This is a genomic window from Thalassotalea litorea (assembly GCF_043642205.1).
Taxonomy (GTDB): Bacteria; Pseudomonadota; Gammaproteobacteria; order Enterobacterales; family Alteromonadaceae; genus Thalassotalea_A; species Thalassotalea_A litorea.
Genome location: NZ_JBHZSG010000002.1, coordinates 127981 through 145511 on the forward strand (window position 1 = coordinate 127981; position 17531 = coordinate 145511).

Below are 17531 nucleotides of genomic sequence, written 5' to 3' on the forward strand. Positions count from 1 at the left end.
CTCACGAAAGTGGGGATCTGCTCTTGCTTTAGATTCCCAGTAGTATCTGGGAATGACGGGGCAGGTAGCAACCCAGGAAGCTTACCTATTAAGCAGAGATATATTTATCAATGTAACTCGTGACCAATTTGCATAACCCATTAATTTAAATTAGGTTTATTAATGTTCGATTAATATATTTCAATAATAATTAAATGGGGTAATTAAATGACGGTATTAAAAAATGCGTTGCTAAATGAAAAATTATTAGCGGCGGAAATAAAAAAATTAAGTGTAGAAGAAAAGATTCAGGCCAAAAAAGTATTATCGTCGGTTGCCAATAAATTAAAACTTCCTTCGCAAAAATTGTTAACGGCATTAAAAAATGAAGGGTTTGAATTTTCCGACATTGTTGGCAATGGTGGCGCAAAACCCTCTAAATCGACCAAAGTGTCAGGTACGAAACGTGCGCCACGTAAGTTAGTACTTGAAAACCAAAGTTTCGCCATTATCGATGAGCAGAAAAAAGAATTAGCCCATGCGGTTGGTCGTGGGGTCACCTCATATAAAGATAAAGGCTATGAGGTGGTGAAATTTGGTGAGCTTTCCCCGGCATTACAGAAAGTTGCGAAGGGGATGATCTAGGACTCAGATCTCAGGTCTCAGATCTCAGGATTCAGGTGCTTGGCAAGAGGCTTTTGATTTTGCTCTCTAGGAAACCTGCGACCTTTCTTTACGGTGTCTAAGGTTGTCGAAAGGTTGCCTGCACGGAAGTAGGTATGCAGAATCACAGGATGGCCTGATTTTGTAGAAAGGAAATAAGATGGCTTTTCACCTGTTCGGAATCTTTGATTTTGGACTGTCACCGTTCGAAATTCTAATTCGAATTGTCACCTTGACGTAGTGTAGTTTGCAGCGTCTGACACCTTCGTTAAGCTTGTCACCTGTCCGAAATCTTCGATGTCAGACCGTCATCGTTCGAAATTTCATTTCGAATTTTCACCCTGATCCAGCGTCGATTTCTGCATCGGTCACCTTCTTCGAGATACTGACCTTTGGGATAGAATCTCAAAGTATTAGCCCTCAACCCACGTCCTTTCAAGAGGTTAGAAAAATCAAGCGTTGTTGTCGTGCTTCGATAAAAAAAAACTGTGGGATCTTGTAGCAATTCTACGACACTTTTCATATAATCTTTCTCGTTTTAGAGCATGGACTCAAGTTTTGTGTTAACGACATTTCAATAAAAAAAATTAGTCGTTAGTGTTCAAAATTTGCCTCAGGTTGGAAGGTATTTAGCCTGATAAAAGGTAAACGGGCGATACTAGGTTATTGAAGGGTGGTTAACGAAGCATTTGATAGCTCGTTATAGGTAGACTTGCCAATGGTTCGAAGCCATTTCGAAGGCATGAATGACTAAGGAAAGGTCATGTTAAGTATATGAATAGATATCCGTTTCTATTCCTTTACCGACTAATGATTTTCTTTACTCCCCTCAATGAATACGGCCCTGTACATCTGTTGATGAAACGGGACTTGTCAACTAGTATCGATTGTCCAAAAGCCATAATTAAATGGCTCTAAAACACGTGTTTAAGGGGGATGCGCTAATCCCACCCAAATACAGGACTTATTGTTCGTTAACGAATACTGTCCAACGAAAATAATCATGATTGACCAGCATTATCTCATTTTGGTGTGATAGCGATGGCCGGATTTTCTGTTTTCGTTTGCCCGATGAAACATAAATCGCTGCGCAAGGCTGCTTGCGATTTAGTGTGTTCATTAAGAAAAAATGTTATTCGTTTTAAAACCACAAATTACTGTTTTTGCTGTTTGGGAGCTAAACCCATGGGCGGAAGCGTGCCTTGATGAAGTGACTAATACAACCTTCACGCATCGAGCCCCTAAAAGTTAATAATAAAGAAACTGCATGATGAATAAAATTAAAGCACTAACTCTATCTCTCGCTCTTGCTGGCTTATCCGCTTGTACCGTTGTACCTGGCGGCCATGTTAATGATATTGAACGCAATGATGCAGAAAACGCGTTTGATATCGAAAACCAAATTAACGCGATGCTGGTTACACCTCAACTAATCAATCGTTTGAAAACTCAAGAACCTGGCGCTCAAGTTAATCAAGCTCTTGAATCTCGAGTGAATGAATACAGCTATATTATCGGTCATGGCGATGTTTTAAATATCACCGTTTGGGATCATCCTGAATTAACGATCCCTGCGGGGCAATTTCGCTCTGCCGGTGAGTCTGGTAACGTGGTTCATGCCGACGGCACAATATTCTATCCATATATTGGCAAGGTTAAAGTTGCAGGTTTGAGCGTGACTAAAGTGCGTGATTTAGTCACCGAACGTTTAAGTCGCTATATCGAAAAGCCACAAATTGATGTATCCGTTGCCGCGTTTCGCTCGCAGCGCACCTTTGTTACCGGCGAAGTCAAACAACCAGCCGTACTTCCCATTACAAACGTACCTATGACACTGTTGGATGCACTAAACACCACCGGCGGTTTGGGACCGAATGCTGACTGGCGCTCCGTGGTGTTAACCTCTTCAACGGAACAAGGCACAAAAGAAGAAGTACTCGATTTATACGCGCTTTATCAAAAAGGCGATATGAGTCAAAACCGTTTGTTGTCTCATAACGATATCATTCATGTTCCGCGCAATGACGCATTAAAAGTCTTTGTGATGGGCGACGTTGAACAGCCTGTGACGCAACGAATTGACCGCGAAGGCCTGACTCTGGCCGAAGCGCTAAATAATACCGGTGGTATGAATGAAAGTACGGGAGATGCCAGTGGCATCTTCGTTCTTCGCGCCTCGACACAAACTGACAAGTTAGTAGATGTTTACCAGCTGGATGCATCGAATGGTGCTGCGCTGATTTTAAGTACCCAGTTTGAATTGCAACCGATGGATATCGTTTATGTAACGTCGGCGCCAATCGCTCGCTGGAATCGGGTAATGCTACAACTTGTTCCAACGTTTACTGCCATACGTAATTTAAGTGACGGTATTGACCGTTTTCAAGATTAAATAAGAGTTTCTATGTTTAACAATATTTTAATCGTTTGTGTGGGCAATATTTGCCGCAGCCCCAGTGCTGAGCGCATATTGCAATACATGCTTCCTGATAAAAAGATCACGTCCGCCGGTCTCGGCGCGCTTGTTGACCATGGCATTGAAGAGAACGCTGCGGCGCTTCTCGATGCTGCAGGCTATGATTCTGCCAATCACAAGGCTCGGCAAATCAGCAATGAGATTGTTTTTAATGCTGATTTGATCCTGGTGATGGAGCAAAAACATCTAAATTCTATCCGCCAGAAATATCCAGCGGCATCAGGGAAAACCATGTTGCTTGGCAAATGGAATAACGATGAAGAAGTTCCTGATCCTTACAAGCGCAGTCAGGAAATGTTTGAACTGGCTTTTGAATTAATAAAAGCAAATAGTTTGCTTTGGCAAAAACGTCTTTAACCCCACCAGTGGCTTTATAGAACCTAATATTATGAATGAATCACCACATATACAGAAAAATGAACCTGAACAAGGGTTGGATTGGGCGAAGTTAATTAGCACATTTTGGGATGGACGGTTAATCATATTAGCTACATCCTGCATTTTTTTCATTTTTTCCATTGTGTTATCTTTTACTTTGCCTCCTATCTTTAAAGCTAACGTTTTATTGCAGATTGAGGAAAAGTCAGGTGCTATACCAGGCTTGAATGATGTTTCAGAGCTTTTTAGTAGTGAAGGTTCCGCTGATACTGAAATTCAAATAATCAAATCTAGATTTGTGTTAGGCGAAACAATAAAGTCTCTTGGTTTAGATCTAAAGGTAACACCTGACTATTTTCCCGTATTGGGCCGTTACAATGCGAACTATTACACATTGAACACCCTCGCCGAACCTATGTTTGCATCTGGTTTTGCTTGGGGTGGCGAAAAGCTAGAATTTGATATTTTCAATGTTGGTGATAGTTTACTTGGGAAAGAATTTACCTTCATAATCATGGATGATGAGTATTATGTAATTGAGCTTGATGGTGAGTTTATACTGAAAGGTAAGGTAGGAGAACTTTCTAGTAATGAAGAATTTGAAGTCTCGGTTTTGGTTTCTTCGATTCGAGCTAGAAAAAATAACAGTTTTACTGTGGTGAAATATTCATTCATGGAAACCTTTTTGAAATTGAAGGACGAACTTTCAATAAATGAACAAGGTAAAAATACAGGTATTATTAATATTACATTGCTAGGTGAAAATAAAAGTAATATTACCAAAACACTTGAGTCAATAAGCAACACGTACTTCAGTCAAAACGTGCAACGGATGGCTGCGGAGGCCGAAAATAGTTTAAGTTTTCTAGATCAGCAACTCCCTAAGGTGATCGAAGAGCTTAACCGTTCGGAAGAAGCCCTAAATCGCTATAAATTAGAAAGAGATTCAGTTGACCTGACTTTTGAAACTCAGTCACTTCTCGAAAAATTGGTGGATTTGGAGAGTCAAATAAATGAGATGGTTATCTCTGAGCAAGATTTGTCGAGACGCTATACACCTCAACATCCAAACTATATATCTTTTCAGAAGCAGCAAAAAGGTTTAGTGCAAGAGAGAAATAGGATCTTGGAAAAAACGTCTGGCTTACCAGAAACACAACAAATTATTATACGCTTGATGAGAGACTTCGAAGTCAATCAACAGATCTATCTTGCACTCCAGAACAAAGCCCAAGAGTTAGCAATTATCAAAGCAAGTACGGTCGGGAATGTACGAATATTAGATCAGGCTGAAGTTTTCCCAATCCCTGAAAGTCCCAAGAAACCTTTAATCATTTTGAGTTTGACTTTCCTTGGTTTTTTACTTGGAGTATTTGTTGCTTACATCCGTGCTCTATTTAACAGAGGTGTATTAGACTCTGAAGACTTTGAAAATGTAGGGCTATCCGTTTACGCGAATATTCCGGCAAGTGAAAAACAAAGAAGGTTTAATCAAAAGCTAAAGGAAAAACTCAAGTTCTCTAAGGCCAAAAAGGTTCAGGAGAAAGCATTTTTGCTGTCAACAGATAGTCCAGAAGATTTGACGGTTGAAGCTATTCGCAGCCTCAGAACAAGCTTACATTTTGCTTTACTAGAATCAAAAAATAATATCATTACTATATCAGGTGCAAGTCCCAATGTTGGTAAGTCCTTTGTTGCCTCTAATTTAGCTACAGTCTTAGCTCAAAGTGGTAAGAGAGTCCTCCTGATTGATGCAGATCTACGCAAAGGTTATATACAAAAAGTATTTGGTTTGCACTGGGATAATGGTTTGTCTGAATTATTGCTAGGTCAACTGGACGAAAAAAGTGCAATCAAAGCAACTGCAGTTGAGGGCCTAGATCTAGTTACTCGGGGTGTAATTCCTCCTAACCCTTCTGAATTATTAATGTCAGAAAAATTTTCGACCTTTCTGGAATCTGTGTCAAAAAACTACGATTTAGTGATAATAGATACACCTCCTATTTTAGCTGTTTCAGACCCCATAATTGTAGCTAAACAATCATCAACGACACTGCTAGTTGCTAAATATAACTTTTCACCTATCAAAGAAGTAATGGTCGCAACTAACCGATTTGAAGCTAATGGTGTAAATGTTAAAGGAATCATTTTTAATGGTGTAGAAAAGCGTGCGGCTTCAGGTTTGGTCGGCAATTACAGTTATGCCTATTCATATGGAGTTAATGCAAATTAAATTGAACTTTTATGAATATTCTATATGTAGCTAATTTGTATCCAACTACACAAAAACCTTTTTTTGGTACATTTGTTAAAAAGTCTTTTGAAGCAGTTAAAAAACTTAATAAAAATACAGAAAAATTGGTGTTACCTGAATTCGGGCGCGGAATTAAAGGGTACTTTAAATTCTATTTGGCTGTATTTAAAAGAGTTGCTTCCTATAGGGGGATTGTTTATGTCCACTATGTTAGTCACTCAGTATTACCAGTCTTGTTAGCCAGAATTTTTAACTCAGAAATTCAGGTCGTTCTTCACTATCATGGTAGTGATGCTTTTCCTGAAGAGCATGAGAGCACCTATAGAGTACTACTTAAAAGTGGAATCGCTAAGTGGGCCAACCACTATGCTGACTTATTAGTTTCACCTAGCCAGACTTTTGCCAATATGTTAACGAAAAAGTTTTCTATTCGCGATGTCATTGTCAGCCCATCTGGAGGCGTCGATTCACAACTTTTTTACTCCGAAAAAAAAATTAGTGGCCAGTCCCCTGTTAGTTGTTTGTTCGCCGGCCGCATGATTAAAGGCAAAGGGGGGCTTACGGCATGCTTGGCCGTTAAAAAAGCTTTTGAAGAAGGGAGTGATTTGACCGCTACCTTTGTTGGCGAAGGACCAGAATTGATGGTTATGCGAGCAGAACTACAGAAGTATATTGATTTAGGTAAGGTTAGGTTTATTGGATTAGTGGAGCAAAATTCGCTTGCTGAACTATTCAGAAAACATGACATTTTCCTGTTTCCTTCGACAAGAAAAGGTGAGTCTCTTGGGTTGGTTGTAGTAGAGGCCATGATGTGTTCTGCTATTCCCATTACAATTGATAACGGCGCCGTAAAAGAATTGATTCCTGATGAATATCAGGAACTTTTAGTTTCGCAGGATAGTGAATTCGAAAGGCTATTTTTGGCTCTGTTAGGCAAAGATAGGGCTTTTGATGAAATGAAAGAAACTCTGGCGCAATCAGCTCAGAAATATGAACAGAATTTTGTGGCTAAAAATCTTCTAAAAGAATTTAAAAGGTTGTAATTTTGGATATCAAATTTGATTTTGTAATTGCTGGTGCACAAAAGTGTGGCACTACCAGTCTTTACCATTATTTATCTCAGGTAGAAGGCATACAGTTACCTACCATAAAAGAAATACCTTATTTTTGTAATGATGATTTATTTGGCAATGATATATCTTTTAATGAGTACTTTTCTGAATTATCTATAGATACGAAAGATTTACTCGGTTTTGCTTATGTTAACGTGATGACGTTTGCGGAAAAAAGTGTCAGACGAATCGGTAACCAAAAGCATACAAAGTATATTTTGATGTTGAGGGAGCCAAAGGAAAGAATCGTTTCTGCTTATAACTATGCTATACAGAGGGGGTGGGAAACTGAGCTTGAACCAGAAAAAGCGTTCTGTTTAGACAGGGCTCAGAATTTTAATGAGTATTGGGAGTATGCAAATTTAACCTACGTAGAGCACTCGCTGTATGGTAAGTTAGTTAGCGAAATGACTAAACAAATACCTGCAGATAACATTCTGTGTATCAGTTTTAACTATTTTAAGCAAAACCCCCAACAAGCCACGCAGGATGTCCTTAATTTCTTAAATGCTAACGGTAGCATCAGTAGAGTCGAATTTAAAATTCATAACAAGGCACGAGCGACGAGGTTTAAGTCTTTACAAAAATTGATAATGCGAGATAACCCTCTTAAGAAACTCTATCAATCTGTCATGCCACGTTCGCTAAAACTTAAGCTAAATCGAATGCTAGTTAGGCCACTTGAAGAGTGGAACTTAAGTAGCTCTGGTAATTCAGTTGCTTCAAACAAAGAAAAGTTATTAGCCGAACTTGATAGATATGATGACTTGTTTGAGAGAGATGCTAAAGTCTTTCAATCTCTCGCTGTGCGTAAAGCCGGTTTTTAAACGTGTCAATTTTCATATTCATAAATTTGGGGCTTTTATTGATCTCGGCTTTTCGATTCCAGAAAAGACCTATGTCGCTGACCAACTTTACGTTTTTTTGTTACAATTTTATAGTTGGTTTTGGAATTGTATTTGTTTTGGCCATGGAAAAAATTATTGGTTTCAAAATGAATCTATATGGGATCAACGAAATTGCTAGTATCTTTATCATGGGGGTACTAGCTTTCTATCTTGGGGAATTTGTTTTCCTTGCGTTTAGCAAAGTATTTATTAAACCTTATTGGAAAAATGGCAGTGTTAATTACGCTTTTGATCTAACAAAATCAGACTTTAATTTGAGTAAAACATCCGAGTATGGACTGCTGGGTTTAGCAATGCTAAGTTTCCTGTCAGTAACAATATTTGCCGCTGTGAATGGCACAAGTTTAGGACAAACTAGCTACGAATCTAGGTATGAGGCATCACAAGGAATGGGTTTTCTAACCTTGTTTTTTACTGCTTTTTTACCTTACATGATATATCGACTTTATAAAGTAAAAAATTCAAAAACCCCCCGAACGTCAATTGCTAAAATATCTTTCTGTTTCATTTTATACGGGGTATTTATTTATGTCATATTGAACGGCTATAGACAAATCCTCATGGCGCAATTGTTGTTGGTTGTTATATTCGCTTTATCTTTAAAGCTTGTTTCTAGGAAAACGTTTTATATTGGAATTTTTGTTTTATTTCCTGTCTTTTTAACAGCACTAGCATTTATTAGATATCTTGGCGAAGACGGCGGGGTTTTTTCCAGTCCTATGGAAGCTGCTTTCTATTATGTACAAGGTGATTTGTTCCCTGTAGATGCCATTCTTAAAACTAAAGTTTATTTAGAGACACATGTTGCTCCCGGAATGAGCGTATTTTTTGAACACTTTCTAAGATTGGTACCGAGATTTCTATATCCTGAAAAACCCGAGTTTTTAAATAATGCATCAGGCTACTATACAAATGTAATTGTCGGATATGAAAGGGGCGTTACTCTTTCTCCAACTCTAGTTTCTGAAGGCTTATTGGTTTCAGGTTATTTGGGAGTCTTTATCATTCTATTTTGCTCTGCGATATTATGCCGGGTATATGATCTCGTACTTTTTAACACCAAGAGCACTCTTGTGTTTTGTGTGTTTTTATCATTTGTGTATATGGGGTTTTTTATCGTCCGAGAGGGGTTACAAGCTGGCGCCTATCGGATAATTGTTATGCTTGTGTTTTTGTGTATCGCCTGGCTGATACGTGAGTTTTTAATTAGCAATAAAAAGTTATATTAGGAAATAAATTGAAAAAAATCTTAGCTGTAGCTTCTGATGGTGGACACTGGATTCAGTTAAACCGTTTAGCTCCCATATTCAATAAAAATAATACTACTTTTGTGTCTACGTTCCCTAAAAATGGAGATGAAAACCATTACTGTGTTACTGATGCTAATTTAGATGAAAAATTTAAATTAATCATTCAAGCATTTCAAATACTTTTTATTGTAATAAGAATACGACCTGATGTGGTGATCTCAACCGGAGCATCACCAGGATTTTTCGCCATTTTATTCGCAAAAATTTTCAACAAAAAAACTGTTTGGCTAGACAGTATAGCGAATAGCGAAGAGCTCTCATTGAGCGGCCAAAAAATAGGTGGGATTGTTGGATTATGGCTGACTCAGTGGCCAGAGCTTGCCGACAAAAATGGCCCTAAATATAAAGGGAAAGTATTATGATACTGGTGACTGTAGGGACACAACTTCCCTTCGAAAGGTTAATTAAGGCTGTTGATGAATTCGCTGATAGACATAAAGACATACAAACCTTTGGTCAAATAGGTGAATCCACGTATATCCCTCGCCATTTCCAAAGTAAACCGTTTTTAGCTAAGTCAGAATATGAAGAAAAGTTCAAACGAGCCAATGTTATTGTCTCTCATGCGGGTATGGGAAGCATAATCAGCGCATTAACCAATAAAAAACCAATCATTATATTGCCCCGGTTGGCAAGTTTGGGGGAGCATCGAAATGAGCACCAGATGGCTACATGTGAAAAATTCAGAGACATAGAGGGATGCTACGTCGCTGATTCTCCTGCGGAATTAATCGCCATATTGGAAGACTTAGATTCCATTCAAGGTGGGTCTATATCGGATTATGCGTCAGATAGTTTGATTCAATCCATAGAAGATTATATTGGCGACTAATTAGGTTTATCTTTTGACGAATAGAAGTTTCATAAGGAAAGCCGGCATAACTTTTGTTTTGCGGGTGATGGGGGCGTTTTCAGGATTTATAATGAATCTTGTTGTCGCAAGAACCCTTAGTCTAGAAGACTCGGGTGCATTTTTCCTGTCTTTTGCTTTTATTACGTTTACTGGCATGATCTGTACGTTAGGCTTAAATAATGCCGTAGTAAAATATTTAGGCATACATACTGATGACCAAGCCTATGGGAAAATAAAAGGCATTGTTAACGTATCCGTGATTGCCGTCTTAAGCGTGGCAGTTTTGACTAGCTCGCTTATTATCATTTTTAGAGATGTTGTGGTATTCGATTTATTTGATAAACCTATTTTATTAGACTTGATTCCTTATATGGCTTTATCGATACCGTTTTACGCACTGTACATGTTGTTTGGTTTTGTATTTCAGGGTACCCATAATGCTTCAGCCTCGACTTTTATCCAGTCAATATCCACACCATTTATATTTACTGCCATATTAGTTTCTTTGTATTGTGGATATCAGTCTCTATCGCTTAAAACCTCGATTCAAGTATTAACATGTTCATATTTTAGCTCATTGTTGGTTGCACTTTTTGTATGGCGGAGGTCGCCTACTAATAAAGGCGAGCTAAATTACCAAGGATTGAGTGAGCTTTATGAATCAGCCAAACCATTTTGGTTAATATTGATAATGCAACAAACTCTCCTCTGGGCTGGGCAATTAATTGCAGGAGGGATGCTACCTATTCAGGATGTTGCACTGCTTTCAGTATCTCAGCGAATTAGCGCTCTAGTGAGCTTTGTTTTGATTGCCGTTAATATGGTTGCCGCACCTAAGTTTGCTGCAATAGCAAAAAAAGGGAATCTAGATGAGTTGAGACGGGTCTCAAAATTTTGTAGCAGGCTGATGCTAGTTGTTTCAGTTCCTATCTTACTAATAATGATTTTATTTAGTGATTTCATACTTTCAATATTTGGAGAACAGTATTTGGCAGCCGGTTCTATCTTAATCGTGCTGCTGCTGGGTCAATTCATTAATGTATGGAGTGGTTCCGTAGCTTATCTATTGAACATGGCGGGCTATGAAAATGATATGCGAAATATTGTGTTAGTTACTGGAATTATTACTTTATTACTCATGTTCTTGTTAACTAGTCATTATGGCGTTTTAGGTACAGCTTTAGCTACTGCGATAGGCCTGTGCATACAAAACCTCTTAGCCGTGATTTTCGTAAAGTTACGCTTAGGTTTTAACACATTGAATATTTTTTAGAATTCCCCCTCTCTTAAAAGAAGATTAATAATGCAGTACGGTATTTTACAGAGACATTCATCTCTTATTTCATTTTTTAACCATTTAATGGATTTGTTGTGTATTCCGTTAGCTTTGATGTTCATGGTGATATCTTCAGGCGTTTTAGAACAGTCCATTTCGATTTTGATTTGTGGTTTTGTAACCACTTTGTGTTTTCAATTTATTGCCAATACCCGTGGCTTTTATATGTCAATGCGCGGTGAAAGTCTTGCTTTAGAAGTGTTTAAAGGCCTCAGGTATTGGGTATTAAGCTTTCTTTTTGGTTTTTTTGTTTTTGCTACGTTGGAAGGCGGCTTTAAAGAGCAAATGATGCCGTTGTTGGGAGGATGGTTTTTGATCTGTTGCCTTTATTTCATCACTTCTAGGGTGTCATTAAGGTTAATATTGCGTTTTTATCGTAAAAAAGGCTTCAATCAGCGCCGCGTTGTTATTGTAGGGGCGAGTGAAGCTGGGCTGAGGTTAGCTGAGAATATCATTAAGCTACCTCGTATGGGGCTTAGGTTAGTCGGTTTTTATTCAGATCTAAAATATGTCGATACTACAGTTGCTAATACCCATGTACCGATTCTAGGTGGCTTGGAGCAAGTCGTCTCGGATGCTCGAGGAAATAATATCGACCGAGTATACATAGCATTGAAAATGAAACACGATAAATATATCCAACAAGTAGTGTCCGAATTAGCTGATACTACGTGTTCGGTGATTTTTGTTCCTGATGTGTTTTCCTTTGAATTATTAAATGCTCGTATGAGTCATATTAATGGTATGCCTGTTATTTCTATATACGACACGCCAATGGAAGGCGCAAATAGACTGGTGAAACGAATTCAGGATATTGTTATCTCGAGTATTATATTGCTTCTTATCAGTCCTGTGTTACTAGCGATATCGGTCGCCATTAAGTTGTCTTCGCCAGGGCCTGTATTTTTCAAACAACACAGATATGGTATCGATGGAAAGCCGATAAATGTTTGGAAGTTTCGCTCAATGACCGCAATGGACAATGGTGACAAAGTAGTACAGGCAACGAAAAATGATGTCAGAATCACACCGCTTGGAGCATTTTTGCGTCGCACATCCTTGGATGAACTGCCACAATTTATCAATGTGCTGCAAGGGGGGATGTCTATTGTTGGTCCACGCCCACATGCGGTGGCCCACAATGAAGAATATCGTAAGCTCATTGATGGCTATATGCTTCGTCACAAAGTAAAACCAGGAATTACGGGCTGGGCACAAATAAACGGTTGGCGCGGTGAAACCGATACCTTAGAAAAAATGCAAAAGCGCATTGACTATGATCATCAGTATATTAGTAACTGGTCATTGAGTTGGGATTTGAAAATAATTTTCATGACCATTTTTAAAGGTTTCGTGAATAAAAACGCTTATTAATCGAAATTGCATCATTTAGTTTTTACGTCAGTAAATATCTCTTCTTTAAGCAGTAGTCATTATGAAAAATAATAAATTCCTCGCGCTTTTCATAGGGTTAGCGTTAGCTTTAACATCGAATCTTGCATATTCAGAGCCCTGGATAGATACCTCGGATGTGTTTTTACGCACGGATATTCAATATCTGGCAGACGCGGGGCTGTTGAATGTACCGACAACCACGTTCCCAATGATGTGGAAAGACGTTGAAGTAGGGATGAAACAAATAGATCCATCACTGTTGGATGAATCCAATCAAGCCTCATATTGGTCAATACAAGCTGCGCTGACTCGAAATGAAAATAATCATCAATCCATAGAAGTAAATGTAGCCAGCGATGAAAACCGTTTTTCCAGTTTTGGTGATCCTTACCGAGACGGGAATTTTATTCAGGGACATTTTAGCTACCAAGGAAACCATTGGGCTGCCAAGCTCGCACCGGGTATTTATGATGACGAGCGTAGAAACGATTCCTTACGTCTTGATGATAGTTATTTAGCCGGCTTTATTGGCAATTGGGTTATATCTTTCGGGATGCAGGACCGTTGGTATGGGCCCGGATGGGATACATCACTTGCTCTAACTAGTAACGCTCGGCCTATACCTGCTTTATCGCTGAGTCGTGCGTCGTCAGAGCCGTTTGTTATGCCGTTTGTTGATGACTGGTCAATACCCTGGACGGTTACAACATACATGGGGCAATTTGAACGAGAACGGCATATCCCAGATGCCCTGCTTTGGGGTTTTCGATTTAACTTTAAATTAACACAAGCTCTAGAGCTTGGCCTTTCAAGGACTGCTCAATGGGGTGGGGAAGGTAGACCACAAGATGCCAGTATTTTCTGGGACGTGTTAAGAGGGCATGATAATTGTGGTGGAGAAGGGCCAAGCCAGGAAGAATGTCGTCAAGGTAAAGAACCTGGAAATCAATTGGGCGGTTACGATATTCGCTATAATTTACACCCTACATTCTCGGTGCCAATTAGTCTCTATATGCAAATGAATGCAGAGGATGGTGACCGTAAAGGTGGCTTAAGCATTTTTGGCGAAGAACGTTATCTTTGGGGCATTGATGCTTATGCTAACGTCTTCTCAACACCCATTCTACTCTATGGTGAATATGCAGATACGTTTGCTGATAATAATGATGGTGTAAACGTAAATTATGGAAGCGGTGTAGGTATTGGCGATTTCTATTATGAGCATAAAATATATAAAACGGGATTACGCTATCAAGGGCGTGTAATTGCAAGTCCTTATGAAGGTGATGCCAAATCTTTTGTGTTAGGGGTGAATACCTTAAAAGATGTATTATCAGGCCGTTGGCAAATTAAGCTTCGTTTATTGCAATTAAATTATGATAATAGTGACGGTTTTCCAGACGACGATTATCGAGGCAATACCGTATCCAAAGTTGCCGAGGATGTTGTTGGCGTTAATATTAAATATCAACGAACTATGCATAGGTTGAAGTTGCAAACGGGAATTGATTTTTCGCATTCAAGCTTTTTAGACAGTATAAAATCTCAAAGTAATCTTGAAGCGTTTGTAAATATCGTTTATCAACTTTAAATAACTATTTAGGATATAAAAGTGAAAATAGCAGTAGCAGGAACGGGTTACGTTGGATTGTCCAACGCAATGTTATTAGCCCAGCACAATGAAGTCATTGCGGTTGATATTGTTGCCAAAAAAGTTGAGATGCTCAATGATAAAGTCTCTCCTATTGTCGATAAAGAGATAGAAGAATTTCTTTCAAACAGGCAATTGGATTTTCAAGCCACACTAGATAAAGAACTGGCATATAAAGATGCTGATTTTGTAATTATTGCCACGCCAACTGATTATGATCCCGAGTCAAACTATTTCAATACCGCGTCAGTTGAGGCCGTAATCAAAGACGTAATGCAGATTAATCCCGACGCTGTAATGATTATCAAGTCGACAGTTCCAGTTGGCTATACTCAGCGCATTAAGGATGAATTCAGTTGCCCTAATGTTATCTTTTCACCCGAGTTTTTAAGAGAAGGAAAAGCGCTTTATGACAATCTCTATCCTTCGCGTATTATCGTTGGTGAACAAAGTGAGCGTGCCAAAAAATTTGCCGAGTTACTGGCCGAAGGTGCAATAAAGAAAGAGATCCCAACCTTGTTAGTGGACTCGACAGAAGCAGAAGCGGTTAAATTATTCTCTAATACTTATCTTGCGATGCGTGTTGCCTATTTTAATGAACTGGATTCTTATGCTGAAGCTCATGGTTTAGATAGTCGCCATATCATTGACGGCGTAAGTATGGACCCTAGAATTGGCAACCATTATAACAACCCTTCGTTTGGCTATGGTGGTTACTGCCTGCCAAAAGATACCAAACAGCTTTTGGCAAATTATAAAGATGTGCCAAATAACATGATCCAGGCAATCGTCGACGCTAACACAACTCGAAAAGACTTTGTCGCGGATTCCGTTCTTAAAAATAAACCTAAAGTGGTCGGTATATATCGGTTAATAATGAAGGCTGGTTCGGATAACTTTAGAGCGTCTTCGATTCAGGGCATCATGAAACGAATTAAAGCGAAAGGTGTCGAAGTCATAATTTATGAACCGGTGCTTAACGAAGACGAGTTTTTTAATTCTAAAGTGATAACGGATATTAAAGATTTTAAGCAACGAGCAGATTTAATTGTATCTAACCGAATGGTAAGTGAACTATCGGATGTCGCCGAAAAAGTATATACACGAGATTTGTTCGGATCCGATTGATAGGTATCATTAGTCGTGGGATGAGAACGCCGAGCCTTTGCTCGGCTTTTTTATGCTGTCTTAAAATTAAGGACCAAAATAAAAAACTACCTTTAAAACTAGAAAAACGATAAACATTGCTTTAAGGTTCAAGTATAGATAAATAAAGTTACTTAAACGCTTATCCTCAACGGATGTCAACATTATAAGTATTTAAGAATCCATTGTTGCAAACCATAACAAGAGCAATATTGCTATGAACAAACTGTCAAAACTATTCGCGGTAATTCTTACTGCAACTTTTTCCTTTATTCCTTCATTAAGCGCCGTTGCGGCAGAAGGGCCGCAAGTTCGTGTCGCCAGTGATTTTATTAATATTCATTTAGGTCCTGCGGTAGAAACGCCGATTTTTTACGTCGCAGAAAAAGACGAATGGATGGTATTGACCAATCGACGCACCGGTTGGTTTAAAGTTCAGACCGAAAACGGCGTCGAAGGCTGGATTTCTGAGAATGAATTGGTGTTTACTTTGGATGGTGACGGCAATCCAGTTACCTATAATCCATCATTGGTGAAAAATTTTATTAGCAGTATTTCCAAATAACTGTTTATAATTAATAGAGATTTTGCAAGCCCCCGCTTGTTGCTATGACTTACATTGTTGTATAGTTGTGGTTTGGAGACGAATCCAATTGCTTGATTCGTCTTTTCTCGTATAAAAATGCTTTACTAACAACACGAATAACAGGAGCAAAACTCAGTGGATACTTTTAAAAGTAAACTTATCCAGCTAACCTTGGCGACCGCTTTTACTGCAGCGACTATGTCATCCGCCTATGCCGAAGAGGACGTAGAACAAACCGTCATTGATCCTGTCATTGGCCAACCTACCATTGAAATGCATTCAAAAGATTTTGAGTTAACGGGACTGCTTGGCTTAGCTAATGTTGAACATGTAAGTACCAATGGTCTATTTGGCGTTCGATTTGCTTACCATTTAACGGAAAATATATTCGCTGAAGCCTCGTATAGCGTGACCGGACATGGTAATAGCGTGACTTATTATGATGCGGTAATGGGCTATCAGTTTCCCGGACAATTATTTTTAAGCCAGAACTATCGCTATAACACAGCCACTTACTTAGTATTTGGCGGCGGTAAATCAGATTTCGAAAGCGCCAACGATTATAACGGCGGTAATTATAATACTGTGGTTGGTGGTGGCGGTTACCGAGTAATGTTAACCGATGATTTTAATATTCGCTTTGATTTGCGTGGCCATGTTCATCATCAACTTAAACATGATACGGATGCTTGGGCAATAGACATAGAGGCCGCTGTGGGTCTTGGTTATTATTTCTAAAATCAAGGTAAAATTATTTTGATTTCTAAACAACTGTAAGCTGTTGTAAAAAATGGAAATGCATTAACCGCTCTTGAAAAAAGGGAGTGTTTGGTTAAAAGCACGGTTGTTTTAAATGGGCGGATAGTGATAGGTTAAGGCTTAGCACTATAATGAATAGACAACCGTTTAATTCGTGAACAGGTTAACCAATGAAATACAATAATAAAAAAATGGCAATGCTATTACTTGCTGTCACCTTGCCGTTTTTCATCTGCTTCAAAGCATTTTCTCAATCGGAAAGCCAACCTCAAAATTCGAGCCGTTCGCTGGATACGCTTAAACCGGAAATTGTTGATTTAAGCACCGAGTTGCGACTCCTCGAAGAAAAACTGCTCTATCCCGATGTCGAGCAAATTTCCATTTACCTTTCTTTTAATACCCGTGAACAATTCGTAATCGATGATTTGAAAATTAAACTCGATGGCCAGGTAATTTCGTCTGGAAAATATGAATCCAGGCAAATCAATGCGTTAACAAAAGGCGGCATTCAACGGGTGTTTTTAGGGAATATTTCTCCGGGCGATCATACCCTGGTGGCTTTCTTTACTGGGGTTGATGGCTATAATAAACCCTATAAGCGTGCCGCTAGTCTGGATTTCAACAAAGGTAGTACTGCCAAGGCGATTGAGTTAAAAGTTAGTTACTCAACTCGTTCTTTACAGCCGATCTTTGAAGTTGTTGAAAGATAACAAGCGTTTATGAGC

The 17531-nt window shown here is 38.9% G+C and carries 16 protein-coding genes; all 16 read left to right on the top strand.

Annotated features, from left to right (window positions below; translation table 11 throughout):
* The first annotated feature begins 207 nt into the window (after positions 1 to 207).
* The 16 genes from ACHUFQ_RS01700 (at position 208) to ACHUFQ_RS01775 (ending at position 17516) form a co-directional block, all read left to right on the top strand.
* Positions 208 to 624: a hypothetical protein gene (locus tag ACHUFQ_RS01700; RefSeq protein WP_394172387.1), complete on the top strand. Its 417-nt coding sequence runs from the start codon at positions 208 to 210 to the stop codon at positions 622 to 624.
* Positions 625 to 1912: 1288 nt separating this feature from the next.
* Positions 1913 to 3034 carry a polysaccharide export protein gene (locus ACHUFQ_RS01705; RefSeq protein ID WP_455569338.1) on the top strand — a complete coding sequence of 374 codons (1122 nt, stop codon included), beginning with the start codon at positions 1913 to 1915 and terminating at the stop codon, positions 3032 to 3034.
* Between the two features lie 12 nt (positions 3035 to 3046).
* Complete coding sequence (locus ACHUFQ_RS01710; protein WP_394172391.1) at positions 3047 to 3475, top strand: low molecular weight protein-tyrosine-phosphatase; 429 nt, start codon at positions 3047 to 3049, stop codon at positions 3473 to 3475.
* Positions 3476 to 3506: 31 nt separating this feature from the next.
* The gene (locus ACHUFQ_RS01715) at positions 3507 to 5729 is read left to right on the top strand and encodes a polysaccharide biosynthesis tyrosine autokinase (RefSeq protein ID WP_394172393.1); all 2223 of its coding nucleotides are present in this window, start codon (positions 3507 to 3509) and stop codon (positions 5727 to 5729) included.
* Between the two features lie 11 nt (positions 5730 to 5740).
* Positions 5741 to 6793 carry a glycosyltransferase family 4 protein gene (locus tag ACHUFQ_RS01720; protein WP_394172395.1) on the top strand — a complete coding sequence of 351 codons (1053 nt, stop codon included), beginning with the start codon at positions 5741 to 5743 and terminating at the stop codon, positions 6791 to 6793.
* A 2-nt stretch (positions 6794 to 6795) separates the two neighbouring features.
* Positions 6796 to 7689: a sulfotransferase domain-containing protein gene (locus tag ACHUFQ_RS01725; RefSeq protein ID WP_394172397.1), complete on the top strand. Its 894-nt coding sequence runs from the start codon at positions 6796 to 6798 to the stop codon at positions 7687 to 7689.
* Positions 7690 to 7760: 71 nt separating this feature from the next.
* Entirely contained in the window at positions 7761 to 8999 is a 1239-nt protein-coding gene (locus ACHUFQ_RS01730; protein ID WP_394172399.1) for an O-antigen polymerase, read from the top strand.
* 8 nt (positions 9000 to 9007) lie between these two features.
* Entirely contained in the window at positions 9008 to 9442 is a 435-nt protein-coding gene (locus ACHUFQ_RS01735) for a hypothetical protein (RefSeq protein ID WP_394172401.1), read from the top strand.
* A complete protein-coding gene (locus tag ACHUFQ_RS01740; protein WP_394172403.1) occupies positions 9439 to 9912 on the top strand; it encodes a glycosyltransferase in 474 nt (157 codons plus the stop codon). Before ACHUFQ_RS01735 ends, ACHUFQ_RS01740 begins: the two co-directional genes overlap by 4 nt.
* Before the next feature lie 13 nt (positions 9913 to 9925).
* Entirely contained in the window at positions 9926 to 11206 is a 1281-nt protein-coding gene (locus tag ACHUFQ_RS01745) for an oligosaccharide flippase family protein (protein ID WP_394172405.1), read from the top strand.
* A 30-nt stretch (positions 11207 to 11236) separates the two neighbouring features.
* The gene (locus ACHUFQ_RS01750) at positions 11237 to 12643 is read left to right on the top strand and encodes an undecaprenyl-phosphate glucose phosphotransferase (protein ID WP_394172407.1); all 1407 of its coding nucleotides are present in this window, start codon (positions 11237 to 11239) and stop codon (positions 12641 to 12643) included.
* Between the two features lie 61 nt (positions 12644 to 12704).
* Complete coding sequence (locus ACHUFQ_RS01755; RefSeq protein WP_394172409.1) at positions 12705 to 14255, top strand: capsule assembly Wzi family protein; 1551 nt, start codon at positions 12705 to 12707, stop codon at positions 14253 to 14255.
* A gap of 21 nt (positions 14256 to 14276) precedes the next feature.
* Positions 14277 to 15443, top strand: a complete 1167-nt coding sequence (locus ACHUFQ_RS01760) for a nucleotide sugar dehydrogenase (protein WP_394172411.1) — start codon at positions 14277 to 14279, stop codon at positions 15441 to 15443.
* Positions 15444 to 15678: 235 nt separating this feature from the next.
* Positions 15679 to 16026 carry an SH3 domain-containing protein gene (locus ACHUFQ_RS01765; RefSeq protein WP_394172413.1) on the top strand — a complete coding sequence of 116 codons (348 nt, stop codon included), beginning with the start codon at positions 15679 to 15681 and terminating at the stop codon, positions 16024 to 16026.
* 156 nt (positions 16027 to 16182) lie between these two features.
* Positions 16183 to 16785: an outer membrane beta-barrel domain-containing protein gene (locus ACHUFQ_RS01770; protein WP_394172415.1), complete on the top strand. Its 603-nt coding sequence runs from the start codon at positions 16183 to 16185 to the stop codon at positions 16783 to 16785.
* Positions 16786 to 16976: 191 nt separating this feature from the next.
* On the top strand, positions 16977 to 17516 hold the full coding sequence (locus ACHUFQ_RS01775) for a hypothetical protein (RefSeq protein WP_394172417.1): 540 nt from the start codon (positions 16977 to 16979) through the stop codon (positions 17514 to 17516).
* Positions 17517 to 17531 lie beyond the last annotated feature (15 nt).

Excerpts from the sequence above, each read along its gene's own strand:
- ACHUFQ_RS01700 (WP_394172387.1), top strand. The coding sequence starts at position 208 with ATGACGGTATTAAAAAATGCGTTGCTAAATGAAAAATTATTAGCGGCG.
- ACHUFQ_RS01705 (WP_455569338.1), top strand. The coding sequence starts at position 1,913 with ATGAATAAAATTAAAGCACTAACTCTATCTCTCGCTCTTGCTGGCTTA.
- ACHUFQ_RS01710 (WP_394172391.1), top strand. The coding sequence starts at position 3,047 with ATGTTTAACAATATTTTAATCGTTTGTGTGGGCAATATTTGCCGCAGC.
- ACHUFQ_RS01715 (WP_394172393.1), top strand. The coding sequence starts at position 3,507 with ATGAATGAATCACCACATATACAGAAAAATGAACCTGAACAAGGGTTG.
- ACHUFQ_RS01720 (WP_394172395.1), top strand. The coding sequence starts at position 5,741 with ATGAATATTCTATATGTAGCTAATTTGTATCCAACTACACAAAAACCT.
- ACHUFQ_RS01730 (WP_394172399.1), top strand. The coding sequence starts at position 7,761 with ATGTCGCTGACCAACTTTACGTTTTTTTGTTACAATTTTATAGTTGGT.
- ACHUFQ_RS01740 (WP_394172403.1), top strand. The coding sequence starts at position 9,439 with ATGATACTGGTGACTGTAGGGACACAACTTCCCTTCGAAAGGTTAATT.
- ACHUFQ_RS01750 (WP_394172407.1), top strand. The coding sequence starts at position 11,237 with ATGCAGTACGGTATTTTACAGAGACATTCATCTCTTATTTCATTTTTT.
- ACHUFQ_RS01755 (WP_394172409.1), top strand. The coding sequence starts at position 12,705 with ATGAAAAATAATAAATTCCTCGCGCTTTTCATAGGGTTAGCGTTAGCT.
- ACHUFQ_RS01765 (WP_394172413.1), top strand. The coding sequence starts at position 15,679 with ATGAACAAACTGTCAAAACTATTCGCGGTAATTCTTACTGCAACTTTT.
- ACHUFQ_RS01775 (WP_394172417.1), top strand. The coding sequence starts at position 16,977 with ATGAAATACAATAATAAAAAAATGGCAATGCTATTACTTGCTGTCACC.